The sequence below is a fragment of the Tersicoccus mangrovi genome, from assembly GCF_036881825.1.
In the GTDB taxonomy this organism is placed as follows: Bacteria; Actinomycetota; Actinomycetes; order Actinomycetales; family Micrococcaceae; genus Tersicoccus; species Tersicoccus mangrovi.
In genome coordinates this window covers 268,116-284,918 of record NZ_JBAJMW010000004.1, presented here as the reverse complement: position 1 = coordinate 284,918, position 16,803 = coordinate 268,116, and the positions used below count along the sequence as shown (strand labels likewise).

Below are 16,803 nucleotides of genomic sequence, written 5' to 3'. Positions count from 1 at the left end.
TGGGCGGGCCGCGTCGAGTGGGCGTTTGCTGCGGCGTATGAGGCCCGGCGTGACGTCGTCGGTCCACTCGGTGAGGGCCGCGTCGAGTGGGCGGATCGTGCGGTCCCGCGCCCGAATGCCAGTGCTTCTCCGCACCCTCGGCGGACGGAGCCGCCGAGGGTGCGGAGAGGCTCAGGAGGCGGCGGCGCCCTGCGCGGCGAGCTGCTGGGCGATTTGACGCTTGATCCGCATGAGCATCGCGCCCATGCCGCGCATGCGCAGCGGGGTGACGGCGCGGGTCAGGCCGAGCATGTCCGGCGTGTCCTCGGGGACGGCGAGGACCTCGGACGCCGTCGCACCGGCCAGGCCCTGCTGCAGGACGCTCGCGAAGCCGCGCGTCGTCGGCGCCTCGGCCGGGGCGGAGAAGTGCAGGTCGACCCGGTCGCCGCCGTCGGCGACGTCGACCTTGACGAACAGCGGCGTCTGGCACTCGACGACCTGCTCGAGCAGTTCGGGGTGCTTCCCGTACTCCGCCGGCAGGTCCGCCAGCTCACGGGAGAACTCGAGCAGCAGTTGCAGGCGCTCGCGTTCGTCGACGGCCTGGAAGTCGTCGACGATCTCGGCGAGCTTGACGGGCAGGGCGGGGGAGATGGGGGTGCTGCTCACGGTCATCCAGTCTAGTTCGGCGCGCCGCTCGCCGCCGTCGCGCTGCCGGGGGGAGCCGGAAACGACAACGGGCGCCACGGACCGAATGGTCCGCGACGCCCGTCACGGTGTAGTCGCCAGGGAAAGCAGCTCGGGGGGATCCGGGGCCGTCAGCGCGCGGCGGGAGCCTCACCGGGTGCGTCGCCCGTGGCGATCGGCACGCGCACCGCGTTGCCCCACTCGGTCCAGGACCCGTCGTAGTTGCGCACGGACTCGAAACCGAGCAGGTGGGAGAGCACGAACCAGGTGTGGCTCGAGCGCTCGCCGATGCGGCAGTAGGCGATGACGTCGTCACCCTCCTTCAGGCCGGCACCGTCGAGGTAGACCTTCTCCAGCTCCTCACGGGACTTGAACGATCCGTCCTCGGCGGCGGCCTTAGCCCACGGCACGGACGCGGCGGACGGGATGTGGCCGCCGCGCAGGGCGCCCTCCTGCGGGTAGGCGGGCATGTGGGTGCGCGCTCCCGAGTACTCCTCGGGGGAGCGGACGTCGATGAGCGGCTTGCCGAAGTGGGCGAGCACGTCCTCCTTGAAGGCGCGGATCTGCTCGTCGGAGCGCTCGACCTCGGGGTAGTCGCCACCGGTCGCCGGCGCCGGCGTCTCGGTGGTCAGCTCGCGTCCCTCGGCCACCCACTTGTCGCGGCCACCGTCCATGAGCCGGACGTCCTCGTGGCCGAACAGGGTGAACACCCACAGGGCGTACGCGGCCCACCAGTTGGACTTGTCGCCGTAGATGACGACGGTCGTGTCCCGGGAGATGCCCTTGGCGCGCATCAGCTCCGCGAAGGCGGCGCCGTCGACGTAGTCGCGGGTCACCGGGTCGTTCAGGTCGGTGTGCCAGTCGATCTTCACCGCGCCCGGGATGTGCCCGGTCTCGTAGAGCAGGACGTCCTCGTCGGACTCGACCAGGACGAAGTCACCGTGGTCCGGGTGCGCGGAGTCGAGCCGTTCGGCCACCCAGTCGGTCGAGACGAGCCGGTCGGGGTGGGCGTAGGCGCGGAACTTCTCGTTCGCATCCGCTGCGATGGTCATCGGAGATCCTTCTTCCGGTCGGGGTCTGATCCAGCCCCCACCCTAGTCGCGGCGTGTGGGGCGTGTCCGGCGTCCAACCCGCCCGCGTCATCCGCCGTCAACTCCCGCGCGCGTGCGCCTGCGTGTGCAGGGGAGCAGCCCGACCGCGCGTCCTGCTGCCGTACTGTGGGAAGGCACCGAGAACCGACGCACCACCCTGGGAGGAATGACGCCGTGGGCGAGATCGTGCATTTGGCCGACCGCAAGCCGACGGTCTCCGCCGACGACCTGCTCGCCGGTTTCCACCCCTCACCGCGCTTCGGGGAGGTCTCGTTCGACACCTACCGGCCGGACCCCGCGCAGCCCAGCCAGACGGAAGCGGTGCACGCGCTGAAGTCCTTCGCCGCGGCGATCGAGGCGCCCGCTCCCTCCGGGTGGCGGAAGCTGTTCGGCGCCCGGCCGCCCGCGACGAAGGCCGGCATCTACCTCGACGGCGGTTTCGGCGTCGGCAAGACCCACCTGCTGGCGTCCCTCTGGCATGCGGTCGAGGGCCCGAAGGCGTTCGGCACCTTCGTCGAGTACACCAACCTCGTGGGCGCCATGTCCTTCCGGCGGGCCGTCGACGCCCTGCGGGACTACCGCCTCGTGTGCATCGACGAGTTCGAGCTCGACGACCCCGGTGACACCGTGATGATGTCCCGGCTGATGCGCGAACTCGCGGACGCCGGCGTCAAGCTCGCCGCCACGTCCAACACGCTGCCCGGGTCGCTGGGGGAGGGCCGCTTCGCCGCGGTCGACTTCAAGCGGGAGATCCAGGTGCTGGCCGACCAGTTCGACGTCGTGCGGATCGACGGCGAGGACTACCGGCACCGTGGCCTGCCGGCCGCGCCGGAGCCGATGACGGACGACGCCGTGACCGCGGCCGCCGACGCCGCGGCGCAGGACGGGAGGACCGTGGCGCTGGACGACGTCGAGGCGCTCGTCGAGCACCTGTCCCAGGTGCATCCGAGCCGGTACCGGCAGCTGATCGACGGCGTCGACGTCGTCGCGTGGCGCGGCGTGCGCACCATCACCCGCCAGGACCAGGCGCTGCGGTTCGTCGTGCTCGCCGACCGGCTCTACGACAAGGACGTGCCGATCATCGCCAGCGGGGAGCCGCTGGACCGCTTGTTCTCCGAGGAGATGATGGCCGGCGGGTACATGAAGAAGTACTTCCGGGCGGTGTCCCGCCTCACCGCCCTGACGCGCGAGGGCGGCTCGGCGAGCTGACGGCTCGGGCGGCGTGGTCCGCTGCGCCATCTCACGGTGCTCTCACCGGGCCCGGACACACGTGAGCCGACGTCACCCGCAGGTGACGCCGGCTCACGGCTCGATCATTCGTCTGGGCAATGCTCCGTCGGCCTCACGTGGCCGCGGCTGCCCGTCGCGGCGTCAGCGCCCCAGGTCGGGGTCCACCTTCGTCGGATCGGGCTGCGTCGCGTCCTCGGTGGGCGCGGAGGGGGTCTCGGTGCCGGGCGTACCCGTTCCGGTGGTGCCGGTTCCCGCGGGCGTCGTGCCCGGGGTGGTGCCGGCTCCGCCGGTGTGGTCCTGTGAACCGAGACGGTTCACAGCCTCGCCAGCCTTCTGCTGCACGGAATCGATGCGGTCGGCGTACTTCCCGCCGGTCTTCTGGTCGATGAAATCGCCGGCCTTCTCGATGCCCTGCTTCACCTGATCCTCATGACCGCGGACGGCGTCAGCGGCCTTTCCCATCAGATCCGAGGCCTTGCCCTTCAGATTGTCGAAAGCAGACATGCCACCTCCTTTCTGCCGGGAGGCCCGTCGCCTCCGTGTGCCCACCATGCTAGAGCAGTGACCACGCGGGGAACCCGGTGACGGCGGCGAGTTCGCCGGTTTTCACGGCAAGCGGAATGGGGCCCGAACAACGGGAGAGGGCCCCGGATCGACTCCGGGACCCTCGATGCGGTGGGCGATACTGGGTTCGAACCAGTGACCTCTTCGGTGTGAACGAAGCGCGCTACCACTGCGCTAATCGCCCTCGCGTGCCGCCCGCAGGCCGGGCAGCGATTCACCATCGTAGCGGAGTCCGAACCGGGCGCGAAATCGACGAAAGGCATCATCGCCGCCCGCGGGGAGGGGCCGGTGACCGGGTGGGACAAGGTGGCGACGATGCGGTGAAATCCGCGCCAACACAGGGATCTTCGGCCGATTTGGAACTGCGCCGGGACGCCTGTAGAGTCATTTCTCGCAAGAACACGGCGGCACCGCCCCGAGTCGGGCCGGTTTCTTCATGCGGACGTAGCTCAGCTGGTAGAGCACCACCTTGCCAAGGTGGATGTCGCGGGTTCGAATCCCGTCGTCCGCTCGCATGTCACTGTTCAGTCAGTCGGTGGTCCGGACCTCCAGTTCGGCTTCCGGACGGCGGTCCGAGTGGACCAGCTGGTCACGGTGGGGTGGCCGAGAGGCGAGGCAGCGGCCTGCAAAGCCGTATACGCGGGTTCGAATCCCGTCCCCACCTCCAGCCCCGGAAGGTCTCGACCCTCCGACGGCGACATGGGCGCGATTGGCGCAGCGGTAGCGCGCTTCCCTGACACGGAAGAGGTCACTGGTTCGATCCCAGTATCGCGCACGACAGAAGGCCCCGGCGGGAGACCGCCGGGGCCTTCGTGCGTCCGGGGTCGGGGTCGGGCGCACGAACGCCCGATGGAACCATCCGAGCCGAGCCCGGCGCGGGCGTTGGAGAAACGTCGGTGGCCGGTGGGAGAGTGAAGGCATGACGCAACCGAGGCTGGCGCACCAGACCGAACACGGGCGGATGTACGCGCGATCCACGAGTGCCCCGCCCACGGTGCCGTCGATCACCACCGTCATCGGCCAGCAGGCCACGGACCTGACCGGCTGGTCCGGGTACATGGCCGCCAATCACCTGGCCTCCCACCCCGAACTGCGCGGTGCCGCAGCGGATCCGGGCCAGCTGCGTGCACTCGTGCGGGAGTCGGCCTCTGCCGCCGAGCGCTACCGCGACCAGGCTGCCGAGCGCGGCGACCGGGTGCACTACTACGCCGAGCAGATCGCCCTCCGGCACCTGGACCGCGACCACCGGGTGCGGGAGGCGCGCGAGGACCTCGCCCAGCACGGGGAGCACCAGTTCGCCGACCGTTTCGACGAGTGGTGGGACGCCTATGCCGTCGAGCCGCTCGCCGCGGAGGCGACGGTGTGGAACCAGGAGGTCGGCTACGCCGGCACGCTGGACCTGATCGCCCGCATCGGGGGCCGGGTCTGCCTCATCGACTTCAAGACCAAGGGCACGGACCGGGACGGCTTCGTCAAGGCGCTCGACGAGAAGGTCGTCATGCAGCTCGTCGCGGGGATGAAGGCCCAGGAGCTGCTCGTCGACCCCGAGGCCGGCACCTGGGAGCCCTTCCCGTACGGGGAGAACCCGCTGCTGCTTCCCGTCGCCATCGGGCAGACCGAGGTGCGGCCGATGCGCGCCCGCGACGACGTCCTCGCCCACCACTGGTACAAGTTCTGCTCGCTGCGCCGGGTGTGGGAGACCACCGCGGACGCGACCGCGGCCGGCCGTGCCCTGCTTCCCATCGCCCCGCCGCCGGCGCCGCGTACGGTCGGCTCCGCCGCCGTGGCCGACGTGACGGGCACCGACACCGCGGGAACGATGGACGCATCGGCGGCCGACGCCCCGGCAGGGACGTCGCACCGGGTGCCGTCGGGATCGACCGCGGTCTCCGCTCTCGCCGGCTCCGCCACCGGCTCCTGAGCCGGGACCGGGGTTCGCGTCCCGGCCACTAGACTGGAGCGCCGGACCGGGGCAGACGAACACCGGTCGACGACACGAGGAGCGCGACGACAGCCATGGCGATACTGCCCGTCCGGGTGCTGGGTGACCCGATCCTGCGGACCCGGGCCGAGGCCGTGACCCGGTTCGACGACGCCCTGGCCCGGCTGGTCGAGGACATGCACGAGACGATGATCGCCGTCGGCGGCGTCGGGCTCGCCGGCCCCCAGGTGGGAGTCGGGCTGCGCCTGTTCACGTGGGAGGTGGACGGCGCGTCCGGTCACGTGATCAATCCCGTCCTCACGGTCGAGGAGGAGACGCAGTCCGGGATGGAGGGCTGCCTCTCCGTGCCGGCCATCGGCGGTCACACGACCCGCGCGCAGCGCGCCACCGTCACCGGCGTCGACGTCACGGGCGTTCCCGTGACCGTCACCGGCGAGGGACTGCTCGCCCGCTGCCTCCAGCACGAGACCGACCACCTCGACGGGAAGCTGTACCTGGACCGGCTGACGGGCGAGGAGCGTCGCACCGTGATGGCGGCCCTGCGCACCGACGACTGGCGCATCGCGGTCGACCAGGTCCAGGCCGAGCGGCGGGACCTCGACCAGGCGGGCAGCGTGACCATCCCACACCGTGACGGCGCCCGCTCGACCGGCACCGCGGCGCGACAGACGGCCGGGTCCGGCAACGCTGCCCCCGGCGCGAGCTTCTTCGGCGGCGGCCGATGAGGATACTCTTCGCGGGCACCCCGGCGACGGCCGCCGACTCCCTGCGCGTCCTGCGCGACCGGCTCGCGGGCGGCGACCACGAGATCGTCGCCGTCCTGACCCGTCCGGACGCGCCGCTCGGCCGGAAGCGCGTCCTCACGCCGTCCCCGGTGGCCGCGGCCGCCGGGGAGGCGGGACTGCCGGTGATCAAGGCCGCCCGCGTCGACGACGACGTCCGGGCCCAGCTGGCCGACCTCGACCTCGACGTGGCCGTCGTCGTTGCCTACGGGGCCCTCGTCCCCGCCGCCGCACTGGACGTCCCGCGCCACGGCTGGCTCAACCTGCACTTCTCCCTGCTGCCCGCCTACCGCGGCGCCGCCCCCGCCCAGCGGGCGATCATCGACGGGCTCACCGGAACCGGCGCGAGCGTCTTCGCGCTCCGCACCGGGCTGGACACCGGCCCGGTGTACGGCACGGTCACCGCGCCCATCGGGCCCGACGACACCGCCGCGGACCTGCTGGCGGCCCTGACGGTCAGCGGCACGGGCCTGCTGGCCGACGTGCTCGGCGGCCTCGCCGACGGCACCGCCCGGGCCACCGAGCAGGACGGCGAGGTGACCCTCGCTCCGAAGCTGACCCTCGAGGACGGCCTGCTCGACTGGTCGCACCCGGCCGCGGCGCTGGACGCCCGCAGCCGCGGCGTCACGCCCGAGCCCGGCGCGTGGACCACCCTGGACGGCCAGCGCGTCAAGCTCGGACCCGTCCGCGACGCCGCGCGCCCGGACCTGTCCGGCGTCAAGGTGCCCCCGGCACCCGAGCCCGGGCTCGTGGCCGCACACGGCCGGTCCGTGCTGGTGGGGACCGGCGACGGCGCCGTCGTCCTGAGCACCGTGCAGCCGGCCGGCCGCACACCGATGCCCGCCGCCGACTGGTGGCGCGGCGCCCAGCACGGGCAGGAGGTCCGTCTTGGCCGACGCGAATGGTGACCGACCCGACGACGACCGGCGCCGCCGGAACAGTCGCGCCGACGCCGGTGGATCCGGTCGTCGTGACGACCGTGGCAGCGGGCAGCGGCGTGAGGGCCGCGCCTCCGGTGGCTCCGGCGCCCGGCGTGACGACCGCGGCGCTGATCGACACGGGGCCGGAAGCGCCCGGCGCGACGACCGCGGGTCTGCCCCGCGCGGTGAGGGCACGCCGGGACGTCGCGACGACCGCCGCGACGCTGATCGGCAGGGCCGCCGCGGCACCGGGGGAGAAGTGCGCCGGAACGCACAGGGGCGCGAGCGCAACCGGGGCGGCGAACGCCATTTCAGCTCGTCCGCTCCCGCACGGCGTGGACGCTCCTCCGACCCGGCCCGGCTCGCCGCGTTCGAGACGCTGCGCGCGGTCAGCGCCGACGATGCCTACGCCAATCTCGTCCTTCCCGCCCGGCTGCGTCGCCACGGCCTGACCGGGCGCGACGCCGGGTTCGCGACCGAGCTGGCCTACGGCTCGCTGCGGTCGATGGGGACGTGGGACGCCATCCTCGCCCGGTGCGTGGACCGTCCCCTGGACACGGTGGATCCGCCGGTGCGGGACGCCCTGCGCCTCGGGGTCCACCAGTTGCTCGCCATGCGCGTGCCGCCCCACGCCGCCCTCGACCAGACCGTCGCCCTGGCCCGGGAGGCCATCGGCGCGGGCCCGAGCGGCTTCATCAACGCCGTGCTGCGCCGGGTCTCCGAGCGGTCCCTCGACGACTGGCTGGACGAGCTGACCACCGGCGTCGACGACACCACGGCCGCGGGCCTGCGCTACAGCCACCCCACGTGGGTCGTGCGGGCGATGCGCCAGGCGCTCGTCGCCCACGGTCGCGACGCCGGGGAGCTGACCGACCTGCTCGCCGCCGACAACGCGGCCCCCGTCGTGAATCTCGTGGCCCTGCCCGGGCTCGGCGACCTCGCCGAGGAATTCGCCGCCGGCGCGGAGCCGGGCGAGCTCGCTGTCGGCTCCGCCACCATCGCGGCGGGTGACCTGAGCCGGTTCGCCGGGGTGCAGGACGGCACGGTCCGGATCCAGGACACCGGCTCGCAACTGGTCGCCCGGGCACTCGCGGCCGCGCCGGTCGACGGAGCGGACGCCGACCGAGCGAACCCCGACGGAGCCAGTACCGCCTCGTCAGGCACCGCCACCGCGGACGGGGAACGCTGGCTCGACGGGTGTGCCGGACCGGGCGGCAAGGCCGCGCTGCTGGCCGCCCTCGCGCTCCAGCAGGGTGCGACCGTGACCGCGAACGAGCCCGCCCCGCACCGCGCGGACCTGGTGCGCCGGGCGCTGGCCGCGGTACCGGAGACGGCGTGGCGGATCACGGAGCGGGACGGCCGGGCCATCGGCGGCGACGAGCCCGCCGGCTACGACCGGGTACTCGTCGACGTGCCGTGCTCCGGCCTCGGCGCCCTGCGCCGCCGGCCCGAGGCACGGTGGCGCCGCAGCCCCGCCGACGTCGCCCAGCTCGGAGCGCTGCAGCGTGACCTGCTGCGTTCAGCCATCGCCGCAACCCGGCCCGGCGGCGTCGTCGCCTACGCGACGTGCTCGCCCCACCCGGCGGAGACGGTCGCCGTCGTCGACGACGTCCTGCGGAGGACCCCGGGCGTCGAGCTGCTCGACACCCCGGCCGTGCTCGACGCCGCGGCCCTCACCCCGCTGCACGCGGGCGGCACCGCCGGTTCGGACCGGGACGCCCCCGGTCCCCGCACCGCCCAGCTCTGGCCCCACGTCCACGGCACCGACGCCATGTTCCTGGCCCTGCTGCGCGTGCCCGCGGCCGCCGACCAGACCCCTGCCACCCCCACCACGACGGAGGCCCCGTGACCGAGTCCGCACCCGCGCCATCGACCTCTCCCGCCACCCGGCACGCCCGGATCCACCCGAGCATCCTCTCGGCGGACTTCGTCAACCTCGAGGCCGAGCTCGGCCGGATCACCGAGGCGGACAGCGTGCACGTGGACATCATGGACAACCACTTCGTGCCCAACCTGACGCTCGGCCTTCCGGTCGTCCAACGCATCCAGCAGGTCAGCCCCATCCCGCTGGACGTGCACCTGATGATCGACGAACCGGACCGGTGGGCGCCGGGATACGCGGAGGCCGGTGCCGCGTCCGTGACGTTCCACGCCGAGGCCGCGGCGGCACCCGTCCGCCTCGCCCGGGAACTGCGCTCGCTCGGGTCACGCGCCGGGGTCGCCCTGCGCCCGGCCACCCCGGTGGAGCCGTGGCTGGACCTGCTCGCCGAGATCGACCTGCTGCTCGTGATGACCGTCGAGCCCGGTTTCGGCGGCCAGGCCTTCCTCGACGTCATGCTGCCCAAGTTGCGGCGGGCGCGGACCGCGATCGACGGCTCCGGCGCCGAGGTGGCGCTCCAGGTGGACGGCGGGGTGACGAAGGAGACGATCGTGGCCGCCGCCGAAGCGGGTGCCGACGTCTTCGTCGCCGGTTCCTCCGTGTACGGGGCCGACGACACCGCGGCCGCCATCACCGCTCTGCGCGAGGCCGCCCGCGGCCGCTGCGGCTGACATCCCGGCCTGCTCCGGCCTGCTCCGGGGCGATGACGTCACCGTGACGGACGGAACGGCGGTGCCCCGGCGCTGCGTGCCATAATGAACGGAAATACGTGCTCCGGGGTCGGTGAAAGTCCGAACCGGCGGTCAAAGTCCGCGACCCGGTGCGTCGGATCCGGTGACGATGACTCGTCACCGGGGAAGCGCACCGGTTGAGCCGGTGGAATTCCGGCACCGACAGTCACAGTCTGGATGGGAGAAGCACGTCGCGCGCGACGTCCGGCGACCGCCGGACCCGTCGTCGGGCTGCGGTCGTCCGCCGTCCCGGCTCTCGTGTGCACCCTCGCCCCGGAACCGTCGATGAACGGAACGGCGAGGAAGGGAACAGGCCCGTGGACGTGCTGCGATGGCTGTTCGAGGCGAAGCTGACCATCGGTGGCGGCTTCATCCTGTGGCGCGAGGTGCTCGGCAACGTCTTCGGCCTGGTCAGCGCCTTCGGCGGCATGCGCCGCCGGGTGTGGGCGTGGCCGGTGGGCATCGTCGGCAACGTGCTGCTCTTCACCGTCTTCCTCGGGGCGGTCTTCGGCTCCCCGAATCCCGTCAACCTGCTCGGCCAGGCCGGCCGCCAGGTCATGTTCGTCGTCGTCTCCGTGTACGGCTGGTACCGATGGCGGCAGGCCCGCGGCGACGCCGGCACCGCCGTCACCCCGCGGTGGGCCTCCAACCTCACCCGCGTGCGCCTCGTCCTGGCGCTGGTCGTCGGCACCGGCGTCCTGACCCCCGCGTTCCGCGCGCTCGGCAGCTACGAGCCGGTCTGGGCCGACGCCTGGATCTTCGTCGGCTCGCTGCTGGCCACCCTCGGCATGGCCCGCGGCTGGGTCGAGTTCTGGCTGATCTGGGTCGCCGTCGACATCGTGGGCGTGCCGCTGCTCATCTCCGCCGGCTACTGGGCCTCCGCGATCATGTACATCATCTACGGCGGCTTCACCCTCACCGGCTTCTTCGTCTGGTGGCGCTACCGCAACCAGGCCGTGGCGCCCCGCGTCGAGACCGTGTTCCCGGACCCGCGGGTGGAGTCATGACGACGGCCACCCACCACGCGACCGACGCCGGGTTCACCCTCGCCGAGGAACACGCCATGGCCACCGCGCTCGGGGCGGCTGCCACGGGTGTGCGTGGAGCGAACCCCCTCGTCGGGGCCGCCCTGCTCGACCCGGACGGCCGGCTGATCGCCGTGGGGCGCCACCACGGCGCCGGCACCGACCACGCCGAGGTCGACGTGCTGAACCGTGCCGCCGCCGCGGGCGCCTCCGCCGAGCAGATCGCCGCCGCGACCATGGTCGTGACGCTCGAACCGTGCAACCACACCGGTCGCACCCCCGCCTGCACCGAGGCGATCCTCGCCGCCGGCATCCGGTCGGTCGTCCACGCCATCGGCGATCCCCACCGGGCGGCCGCCGGCGGGGCGCACCGGTTGCGCACCGAGGGCGTCGAGGTGCGCGACGGCCTCCTCGCCGACCAGGCCCGCGACCTGAACCGCCGCTGGCTCGCCGCCGTCGGCACCCGCCCGTTCGTGACCGTCAAGATCGCCCAGAGCCTCGACGGTGCGGTGGCCGCGGCGGACGGCACGAGCCAGTGGATCACCGGTGCCGCCGCCCGCGAGGACGGTCACCGGATGCGGATGCTGGCCGACGCCGTCCTCGTCTCGACCGGCACCGTGCTGGCCGACGACCCGGCCCTGACCGCCCGCCACCCCGACGGATCGCTCGCCGCCCGGCAGCCCCGCCGCGCCGTCATGGGCCTGCGCCCCGTGCCGGCCGACGCGGCGATCCGCGGGGCCGACGGCCGGTTCCACGCGCTGACCACCCGCGACCCGGACGAAGCGCTGGCCGGGCTGTACGCCGTCGGCGCCCGCCACGTGCTGATCGACGGCAGTCCCCGGTTGAGCGTCGCCTTCGCCCGTGCCGGCCTGATCGACGAGCTCGTCGTCTACCAGGCCCCGCTGCTGCTCGGCGGCCGGCCGGCGTTCCCCGACCTGGGACTGAGCACCCTCGGCGAGGCGCTCCGCTTCGAACCCGACGAGGCCGGCGGGGGAGCGGCGACCCGCTTCGGCCCCGACACCCGGCTGCGGTTCCTGCCGGTGGACGGCGACGCCCCCGAGTCCGCCACCGATGCCGTCCACGCCGCCTCCGAGACCGCCGACACCTCCGCCACCAGGAAGAAGGGCTGACATGTTCACCGGCATCATCACCGACCAGGGCACCGTCCGGGAGATCGTGCTCGACCCGGCGCGCGACAGCGCCGTGCTGACGCTCTCCGCGCGCGACGCCGCGGCGGACCTGCCGTTCGGCGGCTCGCTCGCCGTCAACGGCGTCTGCCTGACCGCGACCATGAACCCCACCACCCCCGCCACGGCCGGCAACGACGTCGACGCCGTCGGGGAGGTGCCCGCGACCGATGCGAGCGGGGAACCGGGCGCAGGGGAGCAGGGCACGGTCCGCCTCGACGTCATGGGGGAGACCCTGCGGCGCACCACCATCGGCTCGCTGGCTCCGGGGGACACGGTCAACCTCGAGCGGTGCCTGCAGCCCACCGGCCGGTTCGACGGGCACATCGTGCAGGGCCACGTCGACGGCGTCGCGCACCTGGCCGAGCGCGAGGATCTCGGCGACTGGGAGCGGCTGCGGTTCGCGGTGCCCACCGGCCTCGCCCCGTACCTGGCGGAGAAGGGCTCCGTCGCCGTCGACGGTGTCTCCCTGACGGTCACGGCGGTGAGCGACGCCGATGCCGCGGAGCAGTGGTTCGAGGTCGGCCTGATCCCCACGACCCTCGCCGTGACGACCCTCGGGACCCTGACACCGGGCAGCACCGTCAACCTCGAGGTCGACGTGATGGCCAAGTACGCCGCCCGCCTGGCCTCCTTCGGCGCCCTCGCGACGCGCGAGCCGGCACAGGCCAGCACCGGAACGACCGGCACCGGAACGACCGGCGCGATGGCGAACACCACGACCGGTACGACGACGAACGCAGGAGTGCAGGCATGAACGGCGTGACCAGCCCCGTAGGCACCGGCGCCGCGGAGACGACGGCCACGGACACGGCCGGCACAGCGACGGCGGGAGCCGTCCGCCTCGACGCGATCGAGGACGCCTTCGCTGCCCTGCGCGCCGGACGGCCGGTCGTCGTCGTGGACGACGAGGACCGTGAGAACGAGGGCGACATCATCTTCCCGGCCGAGCGGGCCGACGCCGCCCTGATGGGCTTCACCGTCCGCTACACCTCGGGCGTGATCTGCGTGCCGCTCACCGCGAAGCGCGCCGCCCAGCTCGCCCTGCCGCCCATGCTCGTTGTCAACGAGGACCCCAAGGGCACCGCCTACACCGTCTCCACGGACGCGGCGACGGGCGTGAGCACCGGCATCAGCGCCGCCGACCGTGCCCGCACCGCGACCGTCCTCGCCGACCCCGCCGCGACCGCCACGGACCTCACCCGGCCCGGGCACGTGTTCCCGCTCGTCGCCGTCGACGGGCTGCTCGACGTGCGGGCCGGACACACCGAGGCCGCCGTCGCCCTGTGCCTGGCCACCGGGCACCGGCCCGTCGGCGTCATCGCCGAGGTCGTGCACGACGATGGATCGATGATGCGGCTGCCGGCCCTGCGCGCCTTCGCCGACGAGCACGGGCTGACGCTCATCAGCATCGCCGACCTGATCGTCCACCTCGCCGGGCACCCGCACGACGACGCGCACGACACCACGACGACCAGCACCACCACCACCGACACCACCAGCTCCCCCCGAGAGGATCCCCGATGAGCGGACACGGCGCCCCCCAGCCCACCCTCGAGCCCGGCACGAAGGACCTGCGGGTCGCCATCGTCGCCGCCTCGTGGCACGAGACCGTCATGGACGGCCTGCTCGACGGCGCCCGCCGCGCCGTCGAGGCCGCCGGGGCGACCGCCGTCGAGGTCCGCGTGCCTGGCTCCTTCGAGCTGCCCGTCGCCGCGGCGCGGATCGCCCCGACCGTCGACGCCGTCGTCGCGCTCGGCGTCGTCATCCGCGGCGGGACCCCGCACTTCGAGTACGTGTGCTCCGCGGCCACGACGGGGCTGACCGACGTATCGGTGACCACGGGCACGCCCGTCGGCTTCGGCGTCCTGACCTGCGACACCGAGCAGCAGGCGCTGGACCGGGCGGGCCTGAGGGGCTCGAGCGAGGACAAGGGCTTCGAGGCCGCGGCGGCGGCGATGAACACGGCCGCCGTGCTGGCCACCGTGCTCGCCGGTGTGACGGGTTCCGGCGTCCCCGATGCCGGAGCGGACGCGGGGCGACGGTAACGTGGGGGCCGTGAAATCCTTCGATTCCCTCTTCGCCGAGCTGCGCGCGAAAGCCGCTGAGCGCCCCGACGGGTCCCGCACCGTCGCGGAACTGGACGCCGGCGTGCACGGCATCGGCAAGAAGATCGTCGAGGAAGCCGCTGAGGTGTGGATGGCCGCCGAGTACGAGACCGACGAGGAGGCGGCCGAGGAGATCTCGCAGCTGCTCTACCACGTGCAGGTGATGATGATCGCGAAGGGCCTGACGCTCGAGGACGTCTACCGACATCTGTAGGCCGCCCGTCCGCCGTCAGACCTGACCAGGAAGAGACCACCATGCTCCGCGTCGCCGTGCCCAACAAGGGCTCCCTCTCCGAAGCCGCCACCACCATGCTCAGCGAGGCCGGCTACCGGCAGCGCCGCGACAGCCGCGAGCTGGTGCTGACCGACCAGGAGAACCACATCGAGTTCTTCTACCTGCGGCCCCGCGACATCGCCGTGTACGTCGGTTCCGGCACCCTCGACGTCGGCCTGACCGGCCGGGACCTCCTGCTGGACTCCGGTGCCGAGGCGGTGGAGCTGATGGAGCTCGGCTTCGCCGCGTCGACCTTCCGCTTCGCCGGCCCCGTCGGCCGGTTCACCGCGATCGACCAGCTCGCCGGCCGGCGCCTGGCCACCAGCTACGACGGGCTGCTGCGCAGCTACCTCGCCGAGCGCGGCATCGACGCGTCGGTCGTCCGGCTGGACGGCGCCGTCGAGTCCTCCGTGCGGCTCGGGGTCGCCGACGCGATCGCCGACGTCGTCGAGACGGGCACGACGCTGCGCGCGGCCGGCATGGAGACCTTCGGGGACCCGATCCTGCGCTCCGAGGCCGTGCTGATCGGCCGGGACGGGCACGAGCCCGAGGGCATGGACGTGCTGATCCGGCGCCTCCAGGGCGTCCTCGTGGCCCGCCGCTACGTGATGATGGACTACGACATCCGCGCCGACCTCGTCGACGCCGCCTCGGCCATCACGCCGGGCCTGGAGTCGCCGACCATCTCCCCGCTGCGCGACGGCGAGTGGGTCGCGGTGCGCGCCATGGTGCTGCGCAGCCAGACCAACCGCATGATGGACGAACTGTACGAACTCGGCGCCCGCGCCATCCTGACCAGCGCCATCCACGCCGCCCGGATCTGAGCCGCGCGCACTCGAAGGAGACCGACATGAGCGTGGCGATCCGCGTCATCCCGTGCCTGGACGTCGATGCCGGGCGGGTCGTCAAGGGCGTGAGGTTCGAGGGCCTGCGCGACGCCGGGGACCCCGTCGAGCTGGCCCACCGCTACGACCGGGCGGGCGCCGACGAGCTGACCTTCCTCGACGTCACCGCGTCCTCGGGCAACCGTGCCACGACCTACGACGTCGTGCGCCGGGCCGCCGAGGAGGTGTTCATCCCGCTGACCGTGGGCGGGGGCGTGCGCTCCGCGGCGGACGTGGACCGGCTGCTCCGCGAGGGCGCCGACAAGGCGTCGATCAACACCGCCGCAGTGGACCGGCCGGAGGTGATCGACGAGATCGTCACCCGGTTCGGCTCGCAGGTGCTCGTGCTCTCCCTCGACGCGCGCCGCGTCCGCGGGGACACCCGCACCGACTCGGGCTTCGAGGTCACCACCCACGGCGGCCGTCGCGGGACCGGCATCGACGCCTTCGCCTGGGCGCGGCAGGCCGCCGAACGCGGCGTGGGGGAGATCCTCCTGAACTCGATCGACGCCGACGGCACCAAGGACGGCTTCGACCTCGAGCTGATCGCCGCGGTCCGGGCCGAGGTCGGGGTCCCGCTGATCGCCTCGGGCGGCGCTGGCAAGCCGGAGCACTTCCCGCCGGCCGTCGACGCCGGCGCGGACGCGGTGTTGGCCGCCTCGGTGTTCCACTTCGGTCCCGACGACGCGATCGCCCAAGTCAAGGCCGCCATCCGCGCGGCGGGCCACCCGGTCCGCTGAGCGGTTCCTCCCGCGGCGCGCGGTCGCCACGGAAGCGTCGCTGAGCGCTGCGACGCGACGGATCCGTCGGAGCGTCAGCCGGCCAGGGCCGCGATCGCCTCGGCGGAACCCTCGACCGTCACGAGCGCCGCGGTCCGGCGGCCGGAGGCGTGCATGATCAGCTCACCCGGGGCGCCGACGATGGCGACGGCGTCGTCCGAGCGTTTCGCCACGTGCCGGTAGCCCTCCGGGTCGACCAGCACGACGCCGACGGGCGAGGACCGGTACGCCAGCGCGGACCAGGCGACGAGCCGCTCCCACAGGGCCGCCTCGTAGTCGGCGTCCAGCACGCGGGGCGCCCACTCGTCGACGGCGCGGCGCACGTCCTCGGTGTGGACGAAATACTCCAGCAGGTTCACGCGGGCGGCCAGACGCGGCAGCCGGCGGGGGCTGATGAGGCTGTGTTCGCGGCGGAAGCGGTCGACGAGGCCGGCGAAGTCGGTGCGGGTCGCCGCCGTGGCGGCCAGCTCGCGGGTGCGCCGCTCGGTCCGCTCGGCCAGGGGCGGCAGGGCGATGCCGGCGGCGGCGCCGGGCCGGTGCTCGCGCAGATACAGGTGGGCGGCCAGCTCCTGGGTGCGCCAGCCCTCGCAGAGGGTGTCGCGGCCCGGGCCGGCCGCGAGCAGCGTCTCGGCCAGCGCCTCCCGGGAGATCTGCACGTAGTCCATCACGGCGAACGTAGCACGGAGATCGAGAGAAGCTGAGGGCGGCGCGAACCGCGTCCGCCGCAGTCCGGCCCGTGATCGT

18 protein-coding genes, 4 tRNA genes and 1 riboswitch are annotated in these 16,803 nt (G+C 73.3%); of the genes, 17 read left to right on the top strand and 5 right to left on the bottom strand.

Annotated elements, in window-relative coordinates; genetic code table 11:
• Positions 1-171: 171 nt before the first annotated feature.
• Positions 172-645 carry a SufE family protein gene (locus tag V6N00_RS09800; protein ID WP_334231951.1) on the bottom strand — a complete coding sequence of 158 codons (474 nt, stop codon included), beginning with the start codon at positions 643-645 and terminating at the stop codon, positions 172-174.
• A gap of 149 nt (positions 646-794) precedes the next feature.
• A complete protein-coding gene (locus V6N00_RS09795) occupies positions 795-1,715 on the bottom strand; it encodes a sulfurtransferase (RefSeq protein ID WP_334231949.1) in 921 nt (306 codons plus the stop codon).
• Between the two features lie 213 nt (positions 1,716-1,928).
• Between V6N00_RS09795 and zapE the strand changes: the two genes are divergently transcribed.
• Positions 1,929-2,963: a cell division protein ZapE gene (gene zapE, locus V6N00_RS09790; protein ID WP_334231947.1), complete on the top strand. Its 1,035-nt coding sequence runs from the start codon at positions 1,929-1,931 to the stop codon at positions 2,961-2,963.
• A gap of 162 nt (positions 2,964-3,125) precedes the next feature.
• Here the strand turns inward: zapE and V6N00_RS09785 are convergent, their stop codons facing one another.
• Both V6N00_RS09785 and V6N00_RS09780 read right to left on the bottom strand, forming a co-directional pair.
• Entirely contained in the window at positions 3,126-3,488 is a 363-nt protein-coding gene (locus V6N00_RS09785; RefSeq protein ID WP_334231946.1) for an antitoxin, read from the bottom strand.
• Positions 3,489-3,660: 172 nt separating this feature from the next.
• Positions 3,661-3,732: transfer RNA gene (locus V6N00_RS09780), tRNA-Val, on the bottom strand.
• A 254-nt stretch (positions 3,733-3,986) separates the two neighbouring features.
• On the opposite strand from V6N00_RS09780, the gene V6N00_RS09775 reads away from it, so the two are divergent.
• From V6N00_RS09775 to hisF, 16 genes are all read left to right on the top strand, one after another.
• Positions 3,987-4,059: transfer RNA gene (locus V6N00_RS09775), tRNA-Gly, on the top strand.
• Positions 4,060-4,141: 82 nt separating this feature from the next.
• Positions 4,142-4,215: transfer RNA gene (locus V6N00_RS09770), tRNA-Cys, on the top strand.
• Positions 4,216-4,251: 36 nt separating this feature from the next.
• Positions 4,252-4,323 (top strand) — tRNA-Val (locus tag V6N00_RS09765).
• A gap of 144 nt (positions 4,324-4,467) precedes the next feature.
• On the top strand, positions 4,468-5,469 hold the full coding sequence (locus V6N00_RS09760) for a cytochrome (RefSeq protein WP_334231945.1): 1,002 nt from the start codon (positions 4,468-4,470) through the stop codon (positions 5,467-5,469).
• A 95-nt stretch (positions 5,470-5,564) separates the two neighbouring features.
• The gene (gene def / locus V6N00_RS09755) at positions 5,565-6,215 is read left to right on the top strand and encodes a peptide deformylase (RefSeq protein WP_334231944.1); all 651 of its coding nucleotides are present in this window, start codon (positions 5,565-5,567) and stop codon (positions 6,213-6,215) included.
• Positions 6,212-7,180, top strand: coding sequence for a methionyl-tRNA formyltransferase (fmt, locus tag V6N00_RS09750; RefSeq protein ID WP_334231943.1), 969 nt, complete (start codon positions 6,212-6,214; stop codon positions 7,178-7,180). Before def ends, fmt begins: the two co-directional genes overlap by 4 nt.
• A gap of 271 nt (positions 7,181-7,451) precedes the next feature.
• Positions 7,452-9,041: an RsmB/NOP family class I SAM-dependent RNA methyltransferase gene (locus V6N00_RS09745; protein ID WP_334231942.1), complete on the top strand. Its 1,590-nt coding sequence runs from the start codon at positions 7,452-7,454 to the stop codon at positions 9,039-9,041.
• Entirely contained in the window at positions 9,038-9,742 is a 705-nt protein-coding gene (gene rpe / locus V6N00_RS09740) for a ribulose-phosphate 3-epimerase (RefSeq protein ID WP_334231941.1), read from the top strand. Before V6N00_RS09745 ends, rpe begins: the two co-directional genes overlap by 4 nt.
• A 94-nt stretch (positions 9,743-9,836) precedes the next feature.
• A riboswitch (FMN riboswitch) is annotated at positions 9,837-9,996 on the top strand.
• Between the two features lie 123 nt (positions 9,997-10,119).
• Positions 10,120-10,809, top strand: coding sequence for a nicotinamide riboside transporter PnuC (gene pnuC / locus V6N00_RS09735; protein WP_334231940.1), 690 nt, complete (start codon positions 10,120-10,122; stop codon positions 10,807-10,809).
• Entirely contained in the window at positions 10,806-11,957 is a 1,152-nt protein-coding gene (gene ribD / locus V6N00_RS09730) for a bifunctional diaminohydroxyphosphoribosylaminopyrimidine deaminase/5-amino-6-(5-phosphoribosylamino)uracil reductase RibD (protein WP_334231939.1), read from the top strand. Before pnuC ends, ribD begins: the two co-directional genes overlap by 4 nt.
• A gap of 1 nt (position 11,958) precedes the next feature.
• The gene (locus V6N00_RS09725; protein WP_334231938.1) at positions 11,959-12,771 is read left to right on the top strand and encodes a riboflavin synthase; all 813 of its coding nucleotides are present in this window, start codon (positions 11,959-11,961) and stop codon (positions 12,769-12,771) included.
• Positions 12,768-13,541: a 3,4-dihydroxy-2-butanone-4-phosphate synthase gene (gene ribB, locus V6N00_RS09720; RefSeq protein WP_334231937.1), complete on the top strand. Its 774-nt coding sequence runs from the start codon at positions 12,768-12,770 to the stop codon at positions 13,539-13,541. The genes V6N00_RS09725 and ribB overlap by 4 nt, the downstream gene beginning before the upstream one ends.
• Positions 13,538-14,062 carry a 6,7-dimethyl-8-ribityllumazine synthase gene (ribH, locus tag V6N00_RS09715; protein WP_334231936.1) on the top strand — a complete coding sequence of 175 codons (525 nt, stop codon included), beginning with the start codon at positions 13,538-13,540 and terminating at the stop codon, positions 14,060-14,062. The genes ribB and ribH overlap by 4 nt, the downstream gene beginning before the upstream one ends.
• A gap of 10 nt (positions 14,063-14,072) precedes the next feature.
• Entirely contained in the window at positions 14,073-14,336 is a 264-nt protein-coding gene (locus V6N00_RS09710) for a phosphoribosyl-ATP diphosphatase (protein WP_334231934.1), read from the top strand.
• 41 nt (positions 14,337-14,377) lie between these two features.
• Positions 14,378-15,220 (top strand): ATP phosphoribosyltransferase, encoded by an 843-nt coding sequence (gene hisG / locus V6N00_RS09705; RefSeq protein ID WP_334231932.1) that lies wholly within the window; start codon positions 14,378-14,380, stop codon positions 15,218-15,220.
• Between the two features lie 26 nt (positions 15,221-15,246).
• Positions 15,247-16,020: an imidazole glycerol phosphate synthase subunit HisF gene (gene hisF, locus V6N00_RS09700; protein WP_334231930.1), complete on the top strand. Its 774-nt coding sequence runs from the start codon at positions 15,247-15,249 to the stop codon at positions 16,018-16,020.
• A 74-nt stretch (positions 16,021-16,094) separates the two neighbouring features.
• Here hisF and V6N00_RS09695 read toward each other — a convergent pair whose 3' ends face one another.
• Positions 16,095-16,724, bottom strand: a complete 630-nt coding sequence (locus tag V6N00_RS09695) for a TIGR03085 family metal-binding protein (RefSeq protein ID WP_334231928.1) — start codon at positions 16,722-16,724, stop codon at positions 16,095-16,097.
• Positions 16,725-16,803: the final 79 nt, after the last annotated feature.